Here is a 21,240-nt window from a genome sequence, read left to right as displayed (position 1 = left end):
GTCGGCGCCGTGTGCGTCCGGGTCAGGACAGGACGTAGATCAGCGTGGACAGCACGTTGGCGCTCAGTTGGGCCGCGATCGGTGCCCAGAGGCGTCGGGTCCGTGACCACAGCACGCCCGCGAGGACCGAAAGCGCACCCTGAAGGGCGAGGGACGCCGCCTGGCGGACGTCCCAGGCGAAGTCCGCTCCTCGAGAGGCGAAGTGGATCAGGCCGACGACCAGCGAGGTCAGCAGGATGCCGGGCCAGCGCCCGAACAGTGCCTCGGCGCGCGACTGGACGAACAGGCGATAGAAGACCTCCCCGGTGACACTCGCCAGCGCTGCGGTGACCACGAGGCCGATGAACGGGGTCGCGTCGTCGGGAAGAGTGGCGGTCGACGGAGCGAAGGGCGGCACCACCTCGCTCAGCGCCACCACCGCCACGACGGGCACGGCCCACCACCAGGCGGGGCGTACGCCGGCCCAGGTGACCGACCGGCCGCCTCAGCGGCGGGCGGACCAGGCGAGGGCGGCGGCCGGGAGCGCGAGGAACAACGCCGGCTCGGCAAAGGGCATGCCCATGAACCTGACGGGCAGGAACACAGCGGTGGACATGACCACGGCGAACACGAGCAGCAGACCCAACTCGATGCGCGCACGCGGACGGTCCGTCGCCCGCGCGGCTGGCGCGGCGCGGCCGGGCGGCGGGAGGACGAGTGCGAGGGCCAGGGCGACGACGATCGGGGCGAAATAGAGCCAGGCGGGTGAGGGCGGCTGGCCGGGGTCGGCACTCTCGCGGATGCCCTCGGGGCTGCGGATCGCGAGCCAGACCATCGCCGCGACGAAGACGCCGGCGAGCGCGGCGATCAGCGCGCGCGGGCTCTTGGCGCTGCTGGGTGCCGGGGTGCTTGCCGAAGTGCTTGATGCGGCGGGGGTTTTGGGGGTGGACGGGGTTTCTGGGGTGTGGTGAGCCATCCCCCGCAGGCTAACGCGCGTCGGGTTCGGCGCTCAGTTGCGCGATGCGGCTCGCTGACTCGGCTTCCTGTTCGTCCTCGGTGAGGGCCGCGCCGAAGAAGCGGTACGCCCACTCCTGCGCCAGGCGTACCGCTCGTGGCTGTCGACCAGGATCGCCATAACCCGGATGAGGTAGGGCAAAGAGGAATCCCCCTCAGGGTTGCGGGCGATGACGAACTCGGTCATGGGCCGAGTCGATCATCGCGGACGCGCCTGAGGGGGACTCGGGTCGGCGAGGGGTGCTGGCTCAGGCGACGAAGGCCGCCGCGTCGGGGATCGGGTGGACGCCCTGCAGGTCGCCGGTGAAGAAGCCGATCACGGGGATGCCGGCGCGGGCGAACTGGTCGGCGAGACCTGCCCGCCATCGCAGGTCGTCGAGCGTGACGCCGGGGCGCCGGTGGCCGAACGCGACGAGGATCCGGGGGGTGAAGTCGCGGAGGTGGTGGACGAAGTCCTCGGGCAGTTCGGGGCGTTCCCTTGGGTCGTGGAAGGGCACGTCGTTGAGGATGCACGGCACCTGGAGGTGGCCGTCGTCATCGCACAGCAGCAGGCACACGCTGTTGCGCAGGCGGTCCTTGATCGACAGGAACATGTCGACCACATCGGCGAGGTTGGAGTCCCATACGGGTCGGTCGGCCCAGTTCTCGGGCAGGTCATCGAAGGTCATGACTCGAGTCTTGACGACCGGGAGGGGGCCGTGGGGCGCGAAGGTGGGGTTATCCACAGGCCAATCGAAGTCGTCGCTCCTCGTCGGTGAAACCGGCGAGGCGCGGGGTCGTGCGTACCTCCTCGTACGCGAGGCTGCGAGCCAACGTGTCGGCGAGCGCACGCGTGGTGAGGCCAGCGGTCCGGGAGCGCCTGCAGTCGAGGGTGGCGACGTGGCGCCAGTCGGGATCGTCGATCCAGAGCGGCTCGCGCGCCGTCGGGGGCGGGCGCGGAGCCGCTGTCGGCGCAGGCGGCCCAGCCTGCTCCCTCAAGCGCCCGCCATCGACGCCTCCCGCCGCCAGTCCTCCGCCAGCAGCCCGAAGATCAGCGTGTCGGTCCACTCGCCCTTGCTCCACCAGTCGCGGCGCAGGTGGGCCTCGCGCGTCATGCCGAGGCGCTCACACAAGCGTGCGGAGGCGTCGTTGCGGGCGTCCATCTGCGCGGCGATGCGATGCAGGTCGTACGCCGAGAACCCCACCTCGATCACCGCCCGCGCCGCCTCCGTCGCGTACCCGTGGCCCGACGCCGACGGCGTCATCGCCCAACCGATCTCGGCCTTGGTCGCGGCGCCCTCGGTGTCCTCGGGGATCCACAGGGCTATGTCGCCGATCACCTCGCCGTCATGCTCGATGACGAGCGCCAGCGCGCGTGATTCGGACTCGAGACCGGTGCGCCGGATCCGCTTGTTCACCTGGGTTTCCGCGAACTCGCGCGTCCAGGGTTCGAACAACAGGAACCGTGCGACATCGGGCCGCCCGTAGTACGTGAACAGTGCGTCCACGTCGTCGGCCCGATGGTGGCGCAGCGTCAGCCGTTCGGTGTGGAGAGGGGAGTCGTACGCCATGAGCGACGGTAACCCCGCGCGACCCGTTCAGCAATCGTCCATCAGCCGACGCAGTGCCACCCTCGGCCGGTAGCGTCGCTGCGCATGGACAGGCAAACCGTGCTCGAAACCGTCGCCCGGTCCCTCGCGCCGCAGTGTGCGGCCTGGTCTGCCGACCTCCCGGCCGCCGTCGAGGAGTGGATCGGGCCCGACCTCGATCTGGTGGGCGACGCCGAATGGGGCGCCCAGGGCCGGGACATGGTCGGTCTCCCCGTCGAGGACCCGCTGCTGTGGGCCAACCGCTTCGTCACCCTGCCCGACGGCCACTGGGCGGTCGCGGGATCCGGTTCCGCGGCCGCGACATCACCAAACCGTTCGTCGACATCATCGCCACGTCCCTGCCAGGGAAGGCAGATCGTCGAGTGGGCGACGCCCAGTGACGCCGATGCCCTGACCGACGCAGCCGAGCAGGGGCTGCTCTTCGAGGCCCGCGCGGGCGACCGGACAGCTGGCATCGTGGCCGTCGAGATGAGCAACCAGTACGGCCTCACCGGCCACCTGGTGCAGGAGATCTGTCTGGCGACGGAGTTTCGCGGGCGAGGCAACGGCGCCGCGCTGCTGCGTTCGGTTGCCTCCCGTCTACCGGCGGATTCGGTGCTGTGGGGCCACATCAACGCCGCGAACACGCCGTCGCTGAAAAACGCGGTCAGGGTGGGACGCGAGGTCGTCGGGGGACACGTCTGGGTGACGCCGAACGGCTATCGGGGGATGTCGTGACGGCGCCTCAGGAGAGTGGCGAGCAGATGGCGAAGCGATCGATCCTTGCACGCCGATCCTTCTTGGCCTCGATGCTGTATATCGTCGCCTGCCTCGCCATGATGTGGGGCTTCGCCCTCATGTTCCCCTCACCCTGCCGTCGAAGAACCCACCGGGGGAGTGCGATGGCCTGGGGTTCGGATGCTCGCCGAATCCGCGCTCGGGAGCCAAGCTCGTCCTGGGCATGGTGGCGTGGTTGACCACGCAGGCTGCCGTCGTCCTGGGGCTCCTGTGGGCGATGGCTTGGCGAAAGCGCTGGCCGGCCTGGCTCGTCGGCACCACCGGCTTCGTTCTCAGCCTCGCAGCGGTCCTCATCGGGCTCAGGATCGCCGGCATGATTCGGTTCTGAGCGGTTCGGACTGGTGATTCTACCGTCAGTCGGTGTTGGTTTCGACCAGGGCCCTGATCTGCTGCAGGGTCTGCCGCATGCCGTCCAGCGAGGTCGCGGCGAAGGCCTCCTGACCGCCCATGAACCTGTCGGTCAGGTCACGCGACATGACCGACAGGCCGTCGGGCGTCTCCCGGCGTTGCACCAGAAGCGTCCCGGAGTCCGTGGCCCGCACGTCGAATGACCACATCGCCCAGTTCTCGTCGATCCGGAACGCGATGCGATGTCCTTCGACCAGCTCCACGATCTGACCGTGGGTGATCCACTCCATCCCGTTCTGCCTGTTCAGATTCGTGAACCGGGCGCCCACGGCGATCTCGTCGCCCTTGAGTCGACTGGAGTCGACATAGGGGCTCCACTCGGGCATCCGCGTGACGTCACGCACCAGTATCCAGACGCGTTCGGGCGCCGCGTCGATCTCGACCCGACACTCCAGCGGCTCGGGGATGTTCATGAGGCCGCTCACCGCCGATGAGGCGTGAGTCAGGTCGCGTCGCCCGCGATGTTCACGTGCCAGAGGATGCCGAACCGGTCGGCGAACTGGCCGTAGACGTCGCCCCACATCTGCTTCTCCAGCGGCATGAACACGTTGCCGCCCTCGGACAGTTTGTCCCAATAGCCCCGCAGCGCGTCCGCGTCGTCGCCCGACAGGCTGACCTGCACGTTGGTGCCGGGCGTGTAGTCGCCCATGCCCTCGGCGTGGTCGGAGGCGAAGATGTGGAACCCGTCGGGGGTCGCGATGGCGGAGTGCATGACGCCGTCGATATCCATGCCGGAGTCGCGGAAGGTCATGGTCTGCGGTGCAGCGCCGAGCGCGCGGCCGTAGAACTCCATGGCCTCGGTGCAGTTGCCGTTGAACGTGATGTAGGGGTTGAGCTGCATGGACATGGCCGGCCTTCCGTGGGAGTCAAGGGAATCGTTGCAGCCCGGAGCGCGCACTGACAAGGGTGTGTCGCGGGAGGAGATCCGCGGGATCGACGACGGGGCAGCGTTGATATCATGAGTCAGTAGCGATATCAAACCGTACGGAGGGGCTATGGCTGCAATCACCGTGCGCAATCTGTCCGATGCCACCCATCGGGCGCTCAAGGCACGCGCCGCCAGCGCCGGTCGCAGCACCGAGGCGGAGGTCCGCGCCATTCTCGACGAGGCGGTCGCCGACGAGGACGGCGTACGCCTGGGCTCCCTGTTGGCCGGAATCGGCCGCGCAGCGGGCGGGGTGGATCTGGTGTTCGAGCGCGATCGGACCCCCCACGAGCCGCTGGGCCTCGAGTGATCGTCCTCGACACCAATGTCGTGAGCGAGCCGCTCCGGACCTCTCCCGAGGCCAGCGTCGTCGCCTGGCTCGACGCTCAACACCTCGAGACGCTGTATCTGACGACCATCACCCTCGCGGAACTCCGCTACGGCATTGCGGCTCTCCCTGACGGGCGCCGTCGCCACATTCTGCGGGATCAGCTGGAGGGCGAGACCCTGCCATTGTTCGCTGGGCGCGTGCTCGGCTTCGATGAGCCGGCGAGCCGTGCGTACGCCGTTCTCCAGGCCGCGGCGCGCGCCAGCGGCAGGCCGCTGTCTGTCATGGACGCGATGATCGCCTCCATCTGTCAGGCCAGCGGCCACCAGTTGGCGACGCGCAACGTGAGAGACTTCGCTGCCACCGGGATCGGCCTCATCGACCCGTGGGCGTCAGCGGGTTGATCCACGCGACCCCCGGGAAGCCCGCGAAGTCGGCGTCGGTGGACACGACGGGCACGCCGTGTTCGATCGCCAGCGCGGCAAGTTGGGCGTCGGTCGTCCTCGCCCCGCTGGTGCGTGCCTGCAGCATCCACGTACGCAGGATGTCGACCGTGCGTTCGCTGGTGGGCGGCACCCAGGCCACCGGTGAGGCGAGCCAGCCGTCGACGGCGGTCCAGGCCTGGCTCGTCGTCAACGGTTGGTCGAACACGCGCGGATGAGTCGCGATGCGCAGGAACCCGCCGATCGTCTGCCAGGGCAGCCCGACCCGAGTCGAGCCGGTGAGGGCCGCCGAGAGCCAGTCGCGGGCGCGGGCGTGGTCGGGCGAACTGCGGTCCACCGCGTACAGCAGCACGTTCACGTCGAGCAGCATCAGCGGTCGGCCTCGTCAAGCAGGTCGAGGACGTCGCTGGTCTTGTCGAGGGGCAGGCGTGCCCCCATGTCGAACGCGATCGAGTGGTACGCATAGTCGACCCTCGGCGCCGCAGCGCCCTCGCGGATCAGCGCGTTCACGGCCTCCGAGACGCCGAGCCCCCGGGCGCGCCGGAGGGCGGCCACGGCCTGCTCGGCCTCGGGATCGAGATTGACGGTCGTACGCATGAACCCAAGGCTACATCGCGATGCGCCACATCACGCATCATGATGCGCCGGCTCTCGCCCCGCCCTGTCCTGGAACGCCTTCGTCGCATCACCGAGACCAATAGCACCAGCTCGAACGCGTTCGTGGCCGCCCCGCTCGCGACCGGGATCTCCACCGCGCTGCCGATGGTCATCACCACCGCTCCGGCGAACAGCCACGGCCACCGCACCCGCTTCCACAGGAGCGCTCCGACGATGATCAGCACCAGCGCCACCACCAGCACCATGATCGGCGGCCCCGACGCCGGCCGCGCGTCGGTGTAGGACAGCGCCCCGTACTCCTCGCGCGCGACGAGCCGGAGGCCGCGTACCTCGGTGAGGAACTCGACCACCACCAGCCCCACGGCGGCCACGATCGAGGCCGACTGGAACCAGCCCGCGCGCGCCCACGCGAACCCCGCCCGGCGCAGCGCGTGCAGCGCCCACGCCACGAGCACCGGCGTCACCAGCGCGTGGATCCAGAACCGCGCGAGGTTGAGTCCCTCGAGCGCCGGCCCGGCGCCGATCCAGCGCCCCGCGCCGAGGAGCAGGTTGTCGTAGACGAGCCCGGCGAGGACGAGCAGGGGCAGGTTGGCGGGCGTCGCCCACCCGTGCCGCGCGGCGAGCATGAGCCCCCACGCGAGGAGGGCGGCGTACGCGAGGCCGAAGCCGAGGAAGAGGGCTGTGTCCATGGGCCACTGTCCCGCATGTCACCGTCTCCACGGTCATGCGCCCGCGTACGCGGCCACGCGACCACCGCGTACACCACGGCGCCGCACAGCACGAGGGCCCAATAGATCGTCGCGGCCGCTGCTGAAGTCATGGATCGAGGTACATATACTGGTCGGTATACTGTCAGTGGACTTCACCCCACGATCTAGGAGAGCCGTGAGATTCGATCGCTTCGTCCCCGTCGAGGCCCCCATGACGACCGCGGTGGGCGTACGCATCCTCGACGCCGCCGAGGAGCTGTTCTATGCCGGTGGCATCACCGCGACCGGCCTGGACCTCGTCTGCCAACAGGCCGACACCACCAAGCGGACGCTCTATCAGCGGTTCGGGTCGAAGGACGGGCTCGTGGCGGCCTACCTGGGTCGGCGGGCGCACCGCTGGCAGGCCCACCTCCTGGCCGAGCTGGACCGGCGAGCCCCCGAGTCCCATGCCGCCGCCATCGCTGGCCTCATGGAGATCGCGGCCGACTGGACGCGCGAGCAGCGCCGCGGCTGTGCCTTCGTCAACGCCTGGGCGGAGTTGGGTGGTGGCGACAGCGCGGCGGTAGCGGTGATCCGCGCGGAGAAGGCGTGGATGCGCGCCCTGTTCGTCGAGGCGGCTGGCTCGGCCGAGGCCGGAGAGGCGATCCACCAGCTCTATGAGGGCGCGCAGGTGTGCGCCACCGTGACCGACGATCCGGCCGCGTTCACCACGGCCGCCCGCGCCAGCGCACGACTGCTGCAGGCCGCCTGACCTTGCGTACGCCTCAGCCCAGCGCGCCGACCAGCGCCTCCGCCAGCCTCTCGCGGTTCACCTTCAGTCGCCGGATGTCATAGGTCGGCAGGACCACCAGGGCCTGCGCCCCCTCCGCCCGAGCGTCCTGCACGAGCAGGCTGCCGGTCGAGCCGAGGTCGGTGCAGGCGTCCTCGGCGTACAGGCAGGTGGGCAGGCCGCTCGCGTCCAGCCGGTCGTCGACGCGGCGCGCGAGGTCGGACGGCGGCACGGTCCCCGAGGTCAGCGACGACCTCGCCTCGCTCGTGCCGAGGATCTGCAGCGCGACCTCGCCCGGGTCGACCGCGGCGATCGACACGCGGCGCAGCGCGCTCTCGCTCGCGACCGTCGGGTTGGCGGGCTCATAGCTGTCGGCGTCGGCGCGCGTCGCCTCGCGGTGGGAGCCCGACACCAGCAGGCCCTGGGCGTCGGCGCGGTCGAAGAACTGGGCCGCCGCGCGGGCCGAGAACGTCGCCGACTTCGGATAGGTCGCCGCCACCGTCGCGGTGCTCGTCCCGGCGGGGGAGTGGACGAACAGGCCCCAGCCCCGCGCATACTCGCTGGTGCCGCCCGCATCCTCGACCAGCGCCAGGTGGTCGCGCGAGGTGACGGGGTCGTGCAGGCGGACGACGCCATAGCCGTACGCGGCCACCTGTCCTGCGGCTCGCTCGACCTCGCCGCGCTGCAGGGCGGCGTACGCGTCCCCGAACGCGCAGGCCTGCTCGCGGGTCGGCTGGGCGAACCCGCTGTCCTTCGCGCGGACGCGGGTCTCGTGGGCGGTGACCAGCTCCAGCACCGACTGGGTGCGGACCTCGATGCGCCCCGGGCCGGCGGGTTCCGTGGAGGCGCACGCCTGCGGCAGGTGGGGCTTCTCGGGTCCGACCGCCAGCCCGCGCTCGGGCAGGGCGTCGGCGCGGGCCGGGTCGATGTCGTCCAGCGATCCGTCGGCCGCCCCGGTGACGACGGCCAGCATCGCGGCGTGCGCCTCCTTGACGAGCGTCCGCAGGTCGCGCTGGCCGGAGTCGGAGCGCTGCTCGATGAGGACGGTGGGCGTGCCGAGCCAGGCGTACGCGTTGCGGGCGGTGAGCAGGCCGCCGTCGCCGAGCGGGAACTGGGTCACGACGCCGCGCTCGGCGTGGATGGCATCGGCGATCAGTGCCGACGCGCGCTTGGCGGTGTCGGTGGCGGCCCGGCGCTCGGGCGTGAGGTCGTCGGGTCGCAGGTTGGGCCACGCGACGCTGGCGGTGATCTGCTCGAGGCCGTCGGTGACATAACTGAGCTGGCCGTGCACGTCGAGCATGAGGTCGGGCCGGACGCGGCGGTGGACCTCGCGTACGGCGCGGGTCTCGGGCGCCGGCACGGCGGCGTCCGGGACGCTGGGGTCGTGCCAGCGGTTCGGGTCGATGCCGCGGCCGGGGGTGCAGTCGCGGACCGCCTCCGCGCACTCGGGGTCGAAGTTCTGGCGCCAGTTGTGGGCCGCGCCGTCGGGGTTGACGCGCGGCATGACGTGGACGGTCACCGCGTCACGCAGCCGGCGCTGGGCCGGCGAGTTGCCGGTGGACAGCGTGCGCAGGAGGTCGAGCGCGGCCTCGCTGCCGTGGGGCTCGTTCCCGTGCTGCTGCGCGGTGATCAGGATCGTCCGAGGGCCGTGGCCGACAGTGGCGAGCCAGAGGGGGCGGCCCTCGTTGGAGCGGCCGACGACGCTGGTCTCGACGCCCTTCCTGCCCAGGCGCTGCATCTCCTTGTCCAGCTGGGACTCCGAGGTCAGGCCGCGGGTCGGCACACCGTAGGTCACGCCCTCCGGCTCGGCGTGGGCGAGCGGGGCCTGGGTCACCGCGAGCGCGGTGCACAGGGCGGTGGAGAGGAGCAGCGCGGAACGCTTCACGGGATCACCTTGGGTCGAGGGGTGTGACCCGGCTCATGCTGGCAGCGATCCCCGACCGCGGGTCGGGCCCGGGCCGGGGATTTCGCCAGTTGGACGCCCGCTCAGGGCTTGAGCATCACCTTGAGCGCCTTGCGCTCGTCCATGAGCCTGTAGGCCTCCGGCGCCTCGTCGAGGGCCATGACCCGGTCGAACACCTTGCCGGGGTTCAGCCGGCCGTCGAGCACCTCGGGGATGAACTCCTCGAGGTAAGCCCGCACGGGCGCCGGCCCGCCGGTCAGCGTGATGTTGCGGCCGAACAGGCTGGCGAAGCCCACAGGCGCGTCCTCGTACTGCGGGACGCCCACGCGGCTGATCACCCCGCCGGAGCGGACGACGCCGATCGACTGCTCGTACGCGGGCATGTGGCCCACCGCCTCGAGCACGACGTGGACGCCCTCGCCGCCGGTGAGGTCCTTGACCTTGGCGATGCCCTCGTCGCCGCGCTCGGCGACCACGTCGGTGGCGCCGAACTCGCGGCCGAGGTCGGTGCGGGAGGTGTGGCGCCCCATGAGGATGATCTACTCGGCGCCGAGGCGCTTGGCGGCCAGGACGGCCGAGAGGCCGACGGCGCCGTCGCCGATCACGGCGACGGACTTTCCGGTCTCGACGCGGCCCATGAAGGCGGCGTGATGGCCGGTGAGGAAGACGTCGGACAGCGTGAGGAGCGACTTGAGGGTGTCCTCGTCGTCGGTCTGTGCGGTCTTCACCAGGGTGCCGTCGGCCTGCGGCACGCGGAGCGCCTCGGCCTGGGCGGCGCTGAAGAAGCCGCCGTGGGGGCACGCGGTCTGGAAGCCGTCGCGACAGATGGAGCAGGTGTTGTCGGAGAAGGCGAAGGGGCCGATGACGAAGTCGCCCTCGGCCACCTTGGCGACGTCGGAGCCGGTCTCCTCGACGACGCCGATGAACTCGTGGCCCATCGTCGCGCCCTCGTCGGACTTCTCCATCGAGTGATAGGGGTGCAGGTCGGACCCGCAGACGCAGGCACGCACGACGCGGACGATCGCGTCGGTGGGCTGCTCGATCTTCGGGTCGGGACGGTCCTCGACGCGGACGTCTCCGGGGGCGTACATGACGGTGGTGCGCATGGTTCCTCCTCAGGATGGTTCTCGCTGTGGTGCTGCGGGGTTGGTCGTTCCCCAAGGAATCCACGCTACTCGCCCCCGAGGTGGGCGGACCATGCGGTCAGGAGGGGGGTCAGGGGAGGGCGGTCAGGGGGGCGGTCAGGGGAGGGCGGTCAGGCCACCGTCACCGTGATCGCGTGGTGGCCGCTCGCGCCGTCGGGCGCCGGCGCCGCGATGGCCTCTGTCTCCGGCTCACCGGTCGCGTCGATCGCGCGCACCGTGATCTGGTGGCACCCCGGGGTCGCGTCCCACGCGTACGCCCACTGGCGCCACGTGTCGACGTTGGCCTCGGCGCCGAGCCGGGCGTCCTGCCACGGGCCGTCGTCGATCTTCACCTGTACGCCGGTCACGCCGCGGTGCTGGGCCCAGGCGACACCGGCGACGGCCACGGTGCCGGCGGGCACGCCGTCGCCTCGGCGCGGGACGTCGATGCGGGAGTTGGTCTTCACCGGGCCGAGCGCCGACCAGCCGCGCGGGGTCCAATAGCCCTCGTCGTCGGCGAACCGCGTCACCTTGAGTTCGGTGACCCACTTGGTGGCGCTGACATAGCCATAGAGGCCGGGCACGACCAGGCGCACGGGGAAGCCGTGCTCGGGGAGCAGCGGCTCGCCGTTCTGGGCCACGACGATCAGGGAGTTGCGGTCGTCGGTCATCGCCTCCAGTGGGGTGCCGGCGGTGAAACCGTCGATGCTGCGCGACAGGACCATGTCGGCGCCCGGGCGTACGCCGGCCTCGCGCAGCAGTTCGCGCACCGGCCAACCGGTCCAGACCGCGTTGCCGTTGAGCTTGCCGCCGACCTCGTTGGAGACGCACATGAGGGTGACCATGGCCTCCTGCATCGGCTTGCTCATCAGGGTTTCCCAGTCGATCGTGACCTCGCGGTCGACCATGCCGGTGACCTTGAGCGACCACTCGGCGGGGTCGACCTGCGGCACGGACAGGGCGGTGTCGATGCGATAGAACTGCGCGTTCGGCACGATGAACGGCGTCACCCCGCGTACGCCGACCTCCGCGCCGGCGGGGACGGTGACCGGCGCGGCGACCTTCGGTCGGCGGAACGCGGCGCGGGCCAGTTCGACGGCGCGGGCGCCGCCGGCCGACGCGCGGCCGACCGCGGTGGCGACCACCGCGCCGACCGCGAAGCCGGTCAGGGCGCGGCGCGACATGTGATGGGTCATGGACATGGCCGCGGGCGTGGTCGGTGTGGCGTGTTCGGGGGCCGGCCCGAACCAGCGCCACAGCAGGCGCGCGCCGGCCGCGCCGCCGAGCAGGACCGCCCCGGCGTCGATGGGTGCGGCGTGGGGTCGGGACAGCACGGCGGCGATCGCGATGGCGACGAACAGGGCGACAGCGGCGATCCCGACGAGACGCGATCGGGCGGCCAGGAGGCCTATCGCGCTGCTCAGGATCGCCAGCACCACAGCGATTCCGACGAACAGGGCGACCTTGTCCCACGTGCCGAACAGGCCGATCGCGGAGTCCTTCAGCCACGGCGGCGTGCGGTCGACGAACGCGCCGCCGAGGGCGTCGAGCGGCGAGGGGGTGCCGCTGGCCCAGCCCATGCGGAGCAGGGCGCCTGCGAGGAGCTCGGAGACGCCGATCGTCACTGCGCCGGCGGCGAGGCCGAGGCGCGCCGGAGTGGCTGTGGGGGTTGTGGTCCGGCGCGGGGCGTCCATGGGGAAACGGTACGCGGGGGCCCCTATTCGGTGTCGGGTTCGGTGAGGGCGCGGGCGTACGCGGCGACCGAGTGCTGGTAGCGGGGGAGGTGGGGGACGAGCGCCTCGATGCAGAGGCGGAGGGCCTCGTCGGGGCGACCTGCGTCACGCAGCGCGAGGGCGAGGAAGACGGCACGGGCGTCGCCGATCGAGGGGTCGGGCTCGGTCGCCTCGAGCATCGCGATGGCCTCGTCGAGGCGGCCGAGGTTGCGCAGGGTCGAGCCCTGCTGGATGTTCAGCTGGGCCAGGCGGGCGCCGGTCAGGCCGAGGGCGCGCGCGGCCGCGTACTCGGTCTGGGCATCGGTCTCGAACCCTGCGGAGTCGTACGCGCCGCCCAGCTCGAACCGCGCGTCGGCGTCGTGGGGGCCGCGCTCGGCGGCGAGGTCGCGCATGCGGGCGACGGCGCCCTCGCGGTCGTCGAAGTCGGCGGTGGCCCAGAAGTCGGCGACGCGGGACTCCCAGTCGGGATCGGGGGCGGTCATGGGCCCAGTATTCCGAGGGCTCGAAGTGACCGCCACAGAATTGTCGGAGGCCTCTGGCAGCCTTGGCGCATGACCGGTTCCCACCCCTTCTTTTCCGGCTCCCCCGACGACTTCTCCTATCGCCCCGACGAGGTCGCGCGCGTGGAAGAACAGTTGCGCCAACAGCAACTGGAGCGACTGAACAGGATCAAGGAGATCAACGCCCTCTATGCCGAAGCTGATCGCCGCACCGATCTGCCGCCCGGCTGGTTCATCCCGGCCCACAACCTGTCCCTGCGGCTTCCGGAGTGGGGACGCGCCGACGAGACCCTGGCCGGATTGTCGCGGCCCCTCCTGTCCTGGCCGCGGGAGATGCACGCGACCGTGCGATTCCCCGTCGAAGGGGTGACCGTGTGGTTCGACCATCCGGGCTACGGCGGCACCGTCCGGTGCTCGTGCGACCAGCCCGATTGTGCCCACGGGGCCGCCGCGCTGCGGGCGATCCTCACCGAGCAGTCCGCGCGCGACTGGCGCCCTGCGATGGACAGCCTCATGACCACCGGCAACGACCACATCGCCCCGCTCGGGCTGGTCTTCTCGGTCCACGTGCACGCGATGGGTGCGAGCGTGGTGCTCCGCCCCGGCCTGCGCACCAAGAAGGGTGGCTGGAACAAGACGGTCGCGTGGCGCGATGTCATGTCCGGTCATCGCGGCACCCGGTTCGATCCCGATCAGGTGAACCTCGTCCTGTCCCATCTGCCCCGGCTCCCGTTGTATGACCGGGTGCCCATCGACGCGCTGAACCCGCGCCTGTGGGACCTGATCCGGGCGGCCGGCGAGGCCGGCGTCGTCGTCGACACCGAGGACGAACGGGGCCGCATGGGTGTGGTCTCGATCCGTCCCGACGCAGGCCTCGCGATCGTCCCCACGTTGGTGCGCGACGGCGGTCTGGAGCTCCGCCCGGAGGTCGTCGCCCCCTGGCAACCCGACGACTATGCGTTCTTCGGCCAACCCCCTCACTCGGTCCTGGCCCAGGTCGAGGGCGGGCTCGTCCTCGCGCCGGTCGACTGCGACCCGGTCGCGGCGCGGCTGGTGGAGGACGGCCCCCTCGAGATTCCCGACAGCGAGGCCGACGTCTTCGTGCGCGACTTCCTGCCGGGCCTGCGGGAGCGGACGCGGATCGTCGTCCAGACCGCCGACGAGAGCGGCCCGGTGGTGCTGGTGGCGGTCTATGCCGGCCGGGGCGCCGAGGGTGCGGCCCTCACCTGGTGGTGGGACCGTGACGGCGAACGCCGCCCGTTCGGCGATGCCGCGCCGGGCCGCGACCCCCTGCGCGAGGAACTCCGCGCTCGGCTGCTCGACGACCACCCCGCGCTGGGCGGGTGGATCGCCCCCGGTGAGCGGGTGCTCGACCCGGTCGAGAGCTGCGTGTTCGGGCTCGAGGTCGCGCCGCTGCTCGAGGCCGACCCCGAGACCGTGCTCGAGGTCGTCGGGGACGCGCTGGCGTATGCACCGGCCGACGACACCCAGATCGTCTGGGACGTCGACGACACCGACGACCGCGACTGGTTCGACCTCGCCGTCGAGTTGAGCGTCGACGGCACCCCGGTGCCCATGGCCGTGCTGATCCGATCCCTCGCCACCGGCCAGGACCTGCTCGTGCTCGACGACGGGCGCTACGTCGACCTGCGCACCGACGAGATGGATCGCCTGCGCGACCTGCTGCGCGAGGCCGCGGCGTTCGAGGTCGACGAACGCGTACGCGTGGCCCGCCAGCGGCTCGACCTGTGGGAGCGGCTGCAGGAGCTGGGTGAATCGCGCCAGCAGGCGCCGGGGTGGACCGAGCGGGTGGGCGCGCTCACCGGCTCCGACCGGCGCGAACTGGAGGCGCCGGAGCCGATCCAGGCGATTCTGCGCGACTATCAGTTGGAGGGGTTCCGGTGGCTGACCGCGCGCTGGGACGCCGGCATGGGCGGCATCCTCGCCGACGACATGGGACTCGGGAAGACCCTCCAGGTGCTGAGCGCGATCGCGCGCCGTCGCGCCCACGGTGAGCCGCCGGTGCTGATCGTCGCGCCGCGCTCGGTGCTGCGCACGTGGGTCGACCAGGCGCGGGCGTTCGCGCCTTCCCTCACGGTGCACATGATCACCTCCAAGCTGGGCGACGCCAACCCGGTGGCCGGCGACCCCGACGTGGTGGTGACCTCCCATCACCTCCTGCGCCTCGACGCCGAGGCGTACGCGGCCCACCTCTGGTCGGGCGTCGTGATCGACGAGGCCCAGGCCGTGAAGAACCCCGCGACGCGGCTCCATCGCGCCATCCGTCGGCTGGACCGCTCGTTCACCGTGGCCGTCACCGGCACGCCGGTCGAGAACTCGCTGGTCGACGTGTGGTCGCTCATGGAACTCGTGGCGCCCGGCGCGCTCCCGCCGCTGAAGGAGTTCAACCAGACGATCCGCCGGCCGATCGAGACCGATCGTGACAGCGGTGCGCTGCAGGCCCTGCGCCGGCGATTGTCACCGTTCATCCTGCGGCGGACGAAGGATCAGGTGGCGACCGAGCTGCCGCCGAAGATCGAGCAGGTCGTGGCGATCGAGCTGGGCCGCGATGACGCGCTGCGTTATCGCAAGCTGCTCGACCGCGAGCGTCAGGTCGTGCTGGGGCTCCTCGCCGACGACGAGGGGCGCAACAAGGTGGAGATCCTCGCGAGCCTGATGCGGCTGCGGAAGCTGGCCGGCAACCTGGGCGAGCCCGACCGGCCGAGTGAGAAGGCGTCCTATCTGCTCGAACAACTCGGCGAACTGCGCGAGGAGGGCCACCGCGTGCTGGTCTTCAGCCAGTTCACCAGTCATCTCGCGGTGCTGCGGGAACAGCTGACCGCCGCAGGGTTGACCCACGACTACCTCGACGGCTCGACGCTGGGGCGTGACCAGGTGATCGACCGGTTCCGCGCGGGTGGATCCGACGTCTTCCTGATCAGCCTGAAGGCGGGTGGCGTCGGCATCACCCTGACCGAGGCCGACTATGTCTTCCTGCTCGACCCCTGGTGGAACCCTGCGGTCGAGAGCCAGGCGGTCGACCGCACCCATCGCATCGGCCAGACCAAGCCCGTCAACGTCTATCGCCTCGTCTCGGCCGACACGATCGAGGAGAAGGTCGTGCGGCTGCAGGACGGCAAGAAGGCGTTGGCCGACAACCTGCTCAGTGGCGAGGGAACGGCGATGCTCGACCCCGACGAGATCAGGAGACTGCTGGCGGAGGGGTGAGGCTCAGCCTGCGGCCTCGACCACCGCGTCGTCGTCAGCCAGTTCGATGTCGTGCTTCTTCGCCGCGGCGACGATCGCCTTCGCGGCCTTCTTCTTCGCGTCGGCCGACTCGAACTTCGTCTGGTTGAAGCGGGCGGCGGCGTTGCGCACGTGGGATTCGTCGTGGATCGGCAGGTGCTCCCCACCGTCGGAGTCGACGTAGGCGAAGTCGGACTTCTTCAGCTCGTCACGCTTCTTGTTGGACAGCTCGGCCACGGTGATCTCCTGTTCAGAGTGCTCGTCGCACGTCGGTGTGGATGAAGTCATTTCCTTTGTACAGCAGGGGTTCCTCGGTGGCGCGAGCCGCCGCGTACGCCAGGCAGTCTCCGAAGTTCAGCCGTGCGGGTGAGCCCGAACCGCGTCCGAAGTGGTGATGGGCGTGGCGGGCCCACCTGAGGTGCTCCGCGTCCACGGCGACGACCCGGACGCCCATCGCATGGAGGAAGTCATCGACCAGCGCAGGTCCGCTCGAGGTGGTGACGATCGCCAACTCGAGCACGGAGGCGGCAGACATCCGCACCACCGGGCTCGATTCGATGGCCGCGAGAAAGTCCGCGCTCTCCGGCTCGTCGCGGAGCATGGCCACCGCTGCGGATGTGTCGATGATCATCGTGGAAGTCCGTCGGTGTCGTAGAGGTCATCGTCGGTCAGCCACTGGTCGCTCGTGGATCGGGCGGAGTCCTGCAGCGCGCGGAGGGCCGAGGGACGGTCGATGTGACGGTGGCGCTCGTGGTCGAGAGCCTCCTCGAGCGCCGCGCGGACGGCAGCGGTGGCGCTGGAGCCGCGCAGGGTCGCGAGCTCATGGGCGAGCTCGTGGACCAGGGGATCCTTGATGTTCATGGTGGCCATGCAGCGATTCTACCTTGACGGTAGAACATCCCCTCGCCCGTCGGACTCCGCATCGTGGCGGGCGCGCATGCAGATCGCTGGGTGAGTATGACCGGCGATCCTCATGTTCGGCGGACGGGCGGCTGACACAGATGGCGATCGTCGGGTGAGTAGGCCCGGTGATCTGCACCCTTGAATCCGGAACAGAGAACCGCGGCCGACCTCGGGATTCCGAGATCGGCCGCAGTGTCGTTCATTGCGTCAGCGGGCGCAGGGCTCGGGGACGCGGTCGAGGATCTTCACGAACTTGGCGGAGACCCATCGGTCCTGGCCGTCGAACGGGACCAGCTTGAACCAGGTGGTCTCGCCCAGGACGTCAGTGCCCTCGCTCGAGCAGTCCAGGGACATCCGGACACCTTCGGGATAGTTGTCCACGGTCGCGCTCGTGCTGGCCGGGGTGGACCGGACGTTGAGCCCGTCCGAGCCTGTGCCGACCACGACGCCGGTCTCCGGGGTGACGGACGCCTGGGCGGTGCCCACGGCAGTGCCCGTCAGGGCGATGGCACCAGCGGCGGCCAGAGCGATCTTCGCGTGCGACTTCATCGTTCTCTCCTTCGTTTGTGGGTGCTTGTACAGGGTCAGATGCACCGGAGCGCCAGATGTTCCCGCTGATTGTGCATCGATGGCGGCGTCTGAGATCAGAGCGGGACGCCTATCGTGGCTCCATGGCTGACATTCCCGGGCTCGATGCCCTCCTCGATGCCCTGAACGCAGGCGAGACGATCCCCGGTGGATCGCCCCACCACGAGGCCATGCACGCGGCCAGCCAGGAGTCGATCCGGATCACCGCCGACCTCAACGGTCGCTATCTCTCACCCGACGAGGTGCGGGCGTTGATGAGCGAGCTGACCGGGCGCGAGGTGCCCGAATCCTTTCGGCTGTTCCCGCCGTTCACGGCCGACTTCGGCAAGAACATCACGTTCGGCGAGGACGTCTTCGTCAACAGCGGCTGCAGGTTCCAGGACCAGGGCGGCATCGAGATCGGCGACGGCTGCCTGATCGGCCACAACGCCGTGATCACGACGCTGAACCACGAGATGGCGCCCAGTCGCCGGGCCGACATGCACCCCGCTCGGGTCGTGATCGGGAAGGGCGTCTGGTTCGGCGCCAATGTCACCGTGATGCCGGGCGTGACGGTCGGGGACGGTGCGGTGGTCGGGGCCGGGGCGGTCGTCACGAAGGACGTTCCGGCGAGGACGATCGTGGTCGGCGTGCCGGCGAAGCAGGTGGGGAGGGTGCCCGAGGAGTGAGGGCGCATGCGCATCGTGGTTCAGTCAGGCGAGGCTGCGAGCGCCTGGATCCCTCACGCCTCCCGCTGCAGCGCCCGCAGCGTGTCGAGTTCGCGGTCGAGGTCGCGCCGCTTCGCCTCCAGCCGCTCGACCTCCTGCGCCAGCAGGCGTTCCATCACACCGGTCCGTTCCTCGGGCGGAGCCTCGAGGCACGGGAGTAGCTCCCCGATCGTCACGCCGCACAGGCCCGCGGCCAGCAGGTGCTGGATCATGATCACGCGCTCGACCGACGCCTCGTCGAAGTCGCGCCAGCCGCCGGCCGTGCGCGCTGCCCGGATCAGGCCCAGTTCCTCGTAGTAGCGCAGCGATCGCGCGCTCACGCCGCTCTCCTCCGCCAGTTCACCGATGCGCATGGCTCCATGCTTGCACTTCACACCGGTGTGAAGTTCCACCATGGTCGGGCCGCGCCCGTGGGGGGTGCCGGCTGAAAGGAATCACCATGAGTTGGCTCTTCCTCGGCATCGCCGTGATCTTCGAGATCGCGGTCGCCATCGCCGCCGGCAAGGCGCAGGGCTTCGCCCACCGCGGCTGGACCGCAGCCACGCTGGTGTCCGGCGCCATCGGCACCTATTTCCTCAGCCTGGCGCTGCTCACGTTCGACGTGGGCGTGGGCTATGCGATCTGGACGTCGGTCTCCGGCGTCGGGATCGTCGTGCTGGGCGCGCTGCTGTTCGGCCAGCGCATCGACTGGCGCAAGGCCGTCGGGATCGCGCTCGTCATCGGCGGCGTGGTCGGCCTGCAGTTGAGCGGTTCCGCATGAGCACGCGCCCGGAAAACCCTGTCTTGGAAGGAACTTCGATGTCCCCGTCTGTTCAGCCCGCCCCGTCCGCCGCGCGTTCGTGGACCGTGCTGCTGCTCGCCGGAGTCTTCGAGGTCGGCTATGCCCTGTCGGTCGGCGGAAGTCGCGGCTTTACCGTGCTCACCTGGTCGCTCGTGGCGATCGTGTTCTTCCTGTTGACGCTCTATTGCCTGAGTGTGGCCCTGAAGGGCATCGATGTCGGCATCGGCTATGCGGTGTGGGCCGGCATCGGCGCGGTCGGCGCGGCCGCACTGGGGCCGGTGTTCTTCGCGGAGACGATGACGCCGGCGAAGGGCCTGTGGCTCGCGGTGATCATCGGCGGTGTGGTGTGGCTGAAGTTGGCGGACCGGTCGGCGGAGTAGGACACGAACTACGATGACGCCCATGACCATCCCACTCGCTTCGCTCCGAGTGCGCGGATTCAGATCGATCCGCGACCTCGAGCTCCCCCTGACCAGCGAAGTGACCCTACTGGTGGGAGCAAACGGGTCGGGGAAGAGCAACCTCATCGCCGCGCTCGAAATTCTCGGGCGGATCGTAGACGGGACGCTCCAGGCGGAGATACTGAGGGGCGGCGGGTTGGCGGCGCAGTTGCACCGAGGGGTGCGTGGCGAGGATGCCGACACGATCATCCTGGACGTCTGGGGGGAGACGCAGGAGACGTTTACAGGACCAATCCGCAATGGGTATCGAGTAGCGCTGACGTCGGCCTCCGACGACACGGCCCTGCTTGACGAGACGACGCTCATGCATCAACTCGACAAGTATCCCCACCCCTATGATCGACCCCTCGGTCTGGGTCGGGAATCACGCCTCAAGGCGGCGGCTGGGGAGCATCCGGCCAATCAGTACGTGCTTGACGTGCTCTCAGACTGTCGGGTGTTCCACTTCGACGACACGAGTGCCGATGCCCCGCCTCTGCGCCGCGCCGCGCTTGCTGACGATGTGACTCTGCACGGGGATGCACGGAATCTTGCCGCGGTCCTGCTGTCCATGCGTACGCAACAGCCAGTGCGATACCAGCGCGTTGTGCGGTCTATCAGGGCTGTCGCGCCATTCTTTGACGATTTCGTCCTGGAGCCCCACGGGGAAAGCGTGTTACTGCGCTGGCGCGAGAAGGGTATGGACGTCACGTTCCCTGGATCGGCTCTGAGCTCGGGGAGCTTGCGCTTCATCTGCCTGGCCACGCTCCTCCAGCAGCCGAACGCCCCGGCCACTATTGTCCTCGACGAACCCGAACTGGGGCTCCATCCCTTCGCGATCCACCAACTCGCAGACCTCCTGCACGAGGCCGCACAGGGGCGCCGGATCGTGGCAGCAACCCAATCAGTCACCTTGCTGGGACAGTTCAGTGTCGACGAGGTGGCCATCGTGGCGCGGGATCTGGGGGCGACGACGGTTCGGCGTCCGGAGAGTGCCGAACTGGGGGCGTGGCTGGAGGACTACTCCCTCGGCGAGTTGTGGGAGATGAACCTGTTGGGCGGACGTCCGCAACCCCCGGGGTCGCCGGCGGTGCGGCGGTGACCCGCCACGTGGCCATCCTCGTGGAGGGCCAGACAGAGGAAGCATTTATCAGCCGGGTGCTTGCGCCCCATCTGGGGCAGGCAGTCTGGCTCACGCCGATCATCGTTCATACCAAGCGCACCGCGGGCGGTGCACATCGCGGTGGCGGCACATGGAGGGGGTACCGGGAGAAGCTGCAGAGGCTGTCCGCCGAGTCACATTGGGACATGGTCACCACCATGATCGACTTTTATGCGTATCCGTCTGACGCTCCGGCAGCGAAGTGCCATCCGCAGGGTGGTCACAGGGCCGCCAGTTGTGCCGACCTGCGTGAGCAGGGGATTCGAAGAGAGGTGTCGACCAAGGTCACCCCCTTCGTGATGGTGCACGAGTTTGAGACCCTCGTCATAGCGGCCGCGAGTCGTCAGGCTGACGTGTGGGGAGACTCTCGAGCTCCCGAAAGGTTCGCGCGCATATTCAGGAGGCCGGAAGCGCCGAAGCCGTGAATGACGGTCCGGAGTCCGCGCCCTCCAAGCGGGTGGCACAGGTGCTCCGGGGGTATCGCAAAGCGCAGGACGGTATTGACATCCTCGTCGGCCATGACCTCGACGATGTCCTCGAGATGTGTCCGCGCTTCCAGACCTGGTTCGCGATGTTATCGGGCGGCTGAACTG

General features: G+C 69.9%; 31 protein-coding genes. 12 read left to right on the top strand and 19 right to left on the bottom strand.

Annotated features, from left to right (window positions below; all coding sequences use genetic code 11):
• Positions 1-22: 22 nt before the first annotated feature.
• The 4 genes from ACYVAG_RS09540 to ACYVAG_RS09525 all read right to left on the bottom strand — a co-directional run bounded on the left by ACYVAG_RS09540 (position 23) and on the right by ACYVAG_RS09525 (position 2,543).
• Positions 23-433: a lysostaphin resistance A-like protein gene (locus ACYVAG_RS09540; RefSeq protein ID WP_460769144.1), complete on the bottom strand. Its 411-nt coding sequence runs from the start codon at positions 431-433 to the stop codon at positions 23-25.
• A 51-nt stretch (positions 434-484) separates the two neighbouring features.
• A complete protein-coding gene (locus ACYVAG_RS09535; protein ID WP_460769142.1) occupies positions 485-955 on the bottom strand; it encodes a hypothetical protein in 471 nt (156 codons plus the stop codon).
• 286 nt (positions 956-1,241) lie between these two features.
• A complete protein-coding gene (locus ACYVAG_RS09530; RefSeq protein ID WP_460769140.1) occupies positions 1,242-1,661 on the bottom strand; it encodes a hypothetical protein in 420 nt (139 codons plus the stop codon).
• 306 nt (positions 1,662-1,967) lie between these two features.
• On the bottom strand, positions 1,968-2,543 hold the full coding sequence (locus ACYVAG_RS09525; protein WP_460769139.1) for a GNAT family N-acetyltransferase: 576 nt from the start codon (positions 2,541-2,543) through the stop codon (positions 1,968-1,970).
• An 84-nt stretch (positions 2,544-2,627) separates the two neighbouring features.
• On the opposite strand from ACYVAG_RS09525, the gene ACYVAG_RS09520 reads away from it, so the two are divergent.
• On the top strand, positions 2,628-3,299 hold the full coding sequence (locus tag ACYVAG_RS09520) for a hypothetical protein (protein WP_460769137.1): 672 nt from the start codon (positions 2,628-2,630) through the stop codon (positions 3,297-3,299).
• A gap of 235 nt (positions 3,300-3,534) precedes the next feature.
• Positions 3,535-3,687 (top strand): hypothetical protein, encoded by a 153-nt coding sequence (locus ACYVAG_RS09515; RefSeq protein ID WP_460769135.1) that lies wholly within the window; start codon positions 3,535-3,537, stop codon positions 3,685-3,687.
• A 25-nt stretch (positions 3,688-3,712) separates the two neighbouring features.
• Here ACYVAG_RS09515 and ACYVAG_RS09510 read toward each other — a convergent pair whose 3' ends face one another.
• Together ACYVAG_RS09510 and ACYVAG_RS09505 are read right to left on the bottom strand one after the other, a co-directional pair.
• Positions 3,713-4,180, bottom strand: a complete 468-nt coding sequence (locus tag ACYVAG_RS09510) for an SRPBCC family protein (RefSeq protein WP_460769133.1) — start codon at positions 4,178-4,180, stop codon at positions 3,713-3,715.
• Between the two features lie 29 nt (positions 4,181-4,209).
• Positions 4,210-4,614, bottom strand: coding sequence for a VOC family protein (locus ACYVAG_RS09505; RefSeq protein WP_460769131.1), 405 nt, complete (start codon positions 4,612-4,614; stop codon positions 4,210-4,212).
• Between the two features lie 148 nt (positions 4,615-4,762).
• On the opposite strand from ACYVAG_RS09505, the gene ACYVAG_RS09500 reads away from it, so the two are divergent.
• Positions 4,763-5,002, top strand: a complete 240-nt coding sequence (locus tag ACYVAG_RS09500) for a FitA-like ribbon-helix-helix domain-containing protein (protein WP_460769129.1) — start codon at positions 4,763-4,765, stop codon at positions 5,000-5,002.
• Positions 4,999-5,424: a PIN domain-containing protein gene (locus ACYVAG_RS09495; protein ID WP_460769127.1), complete on the top strand. Its 426-nt coding sequence runs from the start codon at positions 4,999-5,001 to the stop codon at positions 5,422-5,424. The genes ACYVAG_RS09500 and ACYVAG_RS09495 overlap by 4 nt, the downstream gene beginning before the upstream one ends.
• Here ACYVAG_RS09495 and ACYVAG_RS09490 read toward each other — a convergent pair.
• From ACYVAG_RS09490 to ACYVAG_RS09480, 3 genes are read right to left on the bottom strand one after another with little or no spacing between them, the layout of a single operon-like run.
• On the bottom strand, positions 5,396-5,833 hold the full coding sequence (locus ACYVAG_RS09490) for a TA system VapC family ribonuclease toxin (protein ID WP_460769125.1): 438 nt from the start codon (positions 5,831-5,833) through the stop codon (positions 5,396-5,398). The genes ACYVAG_RS09495 and ACYVAG_RS09490 overlap by 29 nt on opposite strands.
• Complete coding sequence (locus ACYVAG_RS09485; protein ID WP_460769123.1) at positions 5,833-5,973, bottom strand: hypothetical protein; 141 nt, start codon at positions 5,971-5,973, stop codon at positions 5,833-5,835. The genes ACYVAG_RS09490 and ACYVAG_RS09485 overlap by 1 nt, the downstream gene beginning before the upstream one ends.
• Positions 5,970-6,770, bottom strand: coding sequence for a hypothetical protein (locus ACYVAG_RS09480; RefSeq protein WP_460769122.1), 801 nt, complete (start codon positions 6,768-6,770; stop codon positions 5,970-5,972). Before ACYVAG_RS09480 ends, ACYVAG_RS09485 begins: the two co-directional genes overlap by 4 nt.
• 196 nt (positions 6,771-6,966) lie before the next feature.
• Here ACYVAG_RS09480 and ACYVAG_RS09475 point away from each other — a divergent pair, with 196 nt between their 5' ends.
• Positions 6,967-7,542, top strand: a complete 576-nt coding sequence (locus tag ACYVAG_RS09475) for a TetR/AcrR family transcriptional regulator (protein ID WP_460769120.1) — start codon at positions 6,967-6,969, stop codon at positions 7,540-7,542.
• 13 nt (positions 7,543-7,555) lie between these two features.
• Here the strand turns inward: ACYVAG_RS09475 and ACYVAG_RS09470 are convergent, their stop codons facing one another.
• From ACYVAG_RS09470 to ACYVAG_RS09450, 5 genes are all read right to left on the bottom strand, one after another.
• Positions 7,556-9,445: a M14 family zinc carboxypeptidase gene (locus ACYVAG_RS09470; RefSeq protein ID WP_460769118.1), complete on the bottom strand. Its 1,890-nt coding sequence runs from the start codon at positions 9,443-9,445 to the stop codon at positions 7,556-7,558.
• Between the two features lie 101 nt (positions 9,446-9,546).
• Positions 9,547-9,993, bottom strand: a complete 447-nt coding sequence (locus tag ACYVAG_RS09465; RefSeq protein ID WP_460769117.1) for a zinc-binding dehydrogenase — start codon at positions 9,991-9,993, stop codon at positions 9,547-9,549.
• A gap of 9 nt (positions 9,994-10,002) precedes the next feature.
• A complete protein-coding gene (locus tag ACYVAG_RS09460; protein ID WP_460769115.1) occupies positions 10,003-10,569 on the bottom strand; it encodes an alcohol dehydrogenase catalytic domain-containing protein in 567 nt (188 codons plus the stop codon).
• 149 nt (positions 10,570-10,718) lie between these two features.
• Entirely contained in the window at positions 10,719-12,281 is a 1,563-nt protein-coding gene (locus tag ACYVAG_RS09455; protein WP_460769113.1) for a molybdopterin-dependent oxidoreductase, read from the bottom strand.
• Positions 12,282-12,304: 23 nt separating this feature from the next.
• Positions 12,305-12,802: a tetratricopeptide repeat protein gene (locus ACYVAG_RS09450; protein ID WP_460769111.1), complete on the bottom strand. Its 498-nt coding sequence runs from the start codon at positions 12,800-12,802 to the stop codon at positions 12,305-12,307.
• Positions 12,803-12,871: 69 nt separating this feature from the next.
• Between ACYVAG_RS09450 and ACYVAG_RS09445 the strand changes: the two genes are divergently transcribed.
• Complete coding sequence (locus ACYVAG_RS09445; protein WP_460769110.1) at positions 12,872-16,048, top strand: DEAD/DEAH box helicase; 3,177 nt, start codon at positions 12,872-12,874, stop codon at positions 16,046-16,048.
• A gap of 3 nt (positions 16,049-16,051) precedes the next feature.
• Here the strand turns inward: ACYVAG_RS09445 and ACYVAG_RS09440 are convergent, their stop codons facing one another.
• From ACYVAG_RS09440 to ACYVAG_RS09425, 4 genes are all read right to left on the bottom strand, one after another.
• The gene (locus ACYVAG_RS09440; RefSeq protein WP_460769108.1) at positions 16,052-16,303 is read right to left on the bottom strand and encodes a DUF6582 domain-containing protein; all 252 of its coding nucleotides are present in this window, start codon (positions 16,301-16,303) and stop codon (positions 16,052-16,054) included.
• A gap of 13 nt (positions 16,304-16,316) precedes the next feature.
• Positions 16,317-16,697 carry a type II toxin-antitoxin system VapC family toxin gene (locus tag ACYVAG_RS09435; protein ID WP_460769106.1) on the bottom strand — a complete coding sequence of 127 codons (381 nt, stop codon included), beginning with the start codon at positions 16,695-16,697 and terminating at the stop codon, positions 16,317-16,319.
• A complete protein-coding gene (locus tag ACYVAG_RS09430) occupies positions 16,694-16,936 on the bottom strand; it encodes a type II toxin-antitoxin system VapB family antitoxin (RefSeq protein WP_460769104.1) in 243 nt (80 codons plus the stop codon). Before ACYVAG_RS09430 ends, ACYVAG_RS09435 begins: the two co-directional genes overlap by 4 nt.
• Positions 16,937-17,176: 240 nt before the next feature.
• Entirely contained in the window at positions 17,177-17,518 is a 342-nt protein-coding gene (locus tag ACYVAG_RS09425; RefSeq protein ID WP_460769102.1) for an SH3 domain-containing protein, read from the bottom strand.
• Between the two features lie 122 nt (positions 17,519-17,640).
• On the opposite strand from ACYVAG_RS09425, the gene ACYVAG_RS09420 reads away from it, so the two are divergent.
• Positions 17,641-18,225, top strand: a complete 585-nt coding sequence (locus ACYVAG_RS09420) for a DapH/DapD/GlmU-related protein (protein ID WP_460769100.1) — start codon at positions 17,641-17,643, stop codon at positions 18,223-18,225.
• 53 nt (positions 18,226-18,278) lie between these two features.
• On the opposite strand, the gene ACYVAG_RS09415 is transcribed toward ACYVAG_RS09420, so the two are convergent.
• Positions 18,279-18,617 carry a MerR family transcriptional regulator gene (locus ACYVAG_RS09415; RefSeq protein ID WP_460769098.1) on the bottom strand — a complete coding sequence of 113 codons (339 nt, stop codon included), beginning with the start codon at positions 18,615-18,617 and terminating at the stop codon, positions 18,279-18,281.
• Positions 18,618-18,703: 86 nt separating this feature from the next.
• Between ACYVAG_RS09415 and ACYVAG_RS09410 the strand changes: the two genes are divergently transcribed.
• From ACYVAG_RS09410 to ACYVAG_RS09390, 5 genes are read left to right on the top strand one after another with little or no spacing between them, the layout of a single operon-like run.
• Positions 18,704-19,024, top strand: coding sequence for a DMT family transporter (locus ACYVAG_RS09410; protein ID WP_460769096.1), 321 nt, complete (start codon positions 18,704-18,706; stop codon positions 19,022-19,024).
• Between the two features lie 38 nt (positions 19,025-19,062).
• A complete protein-coding gene (locus tag ACYVAG_RS09405; protein WP_460769094.1) occupies positions 19,063-19,425 on the top strand; it encodes a DMT family transporter in 363 nt (120 codons plus the stop codon).
• Between the two features lie 22 nt (positions 19,426-19,447).
• Complete coding sequence (locus tag ACYVAG_RS09400; RefSeq protein WP_460769092.1) at positions 19,448-20,587, top strand: AAA family ATPase; 1,140 nt, start codon at positions 19,448-19,450, stop codon at positions 20,585-20,587.
• Entirely contained in the window at positions 20,584-21,072 is a 489-nt protein-coding gene (locus ACYVAG_RS09395; RefSeq protein ID WP_460769090.1) for a DUF4276 family protein, read from the top strand. The genes ACYVAG_RS09400 and ACYVAG_RS09395 overlap by 4 nt, the downstream gene beginning before the upstream one ends.
• Positions 21,069-21,236 (top strand): DUF4276 family protein, encoded by a 168-nt coding sequence (locus tag ACYVAG_RS09390; RefSeq protein WP_460769088.1) that lies wholly within the window; start codon positions 21,069-21,071, stop codon positions 21,234-21,236. The genes ACYVAG_RS09395 and ACYVAG_RS09390 overlap by 4 nt, the downstream gene beginning before the upstream one ends.
• Positions 21,237-21,240 lie beyond the last annotated feature (4 nt).

Source organism: Mariniluteicoccus flavus (assembly GCF_054776655.1).
This window is presented reverse-complemented; position numbering and strand designations above follow the sequence as displayed.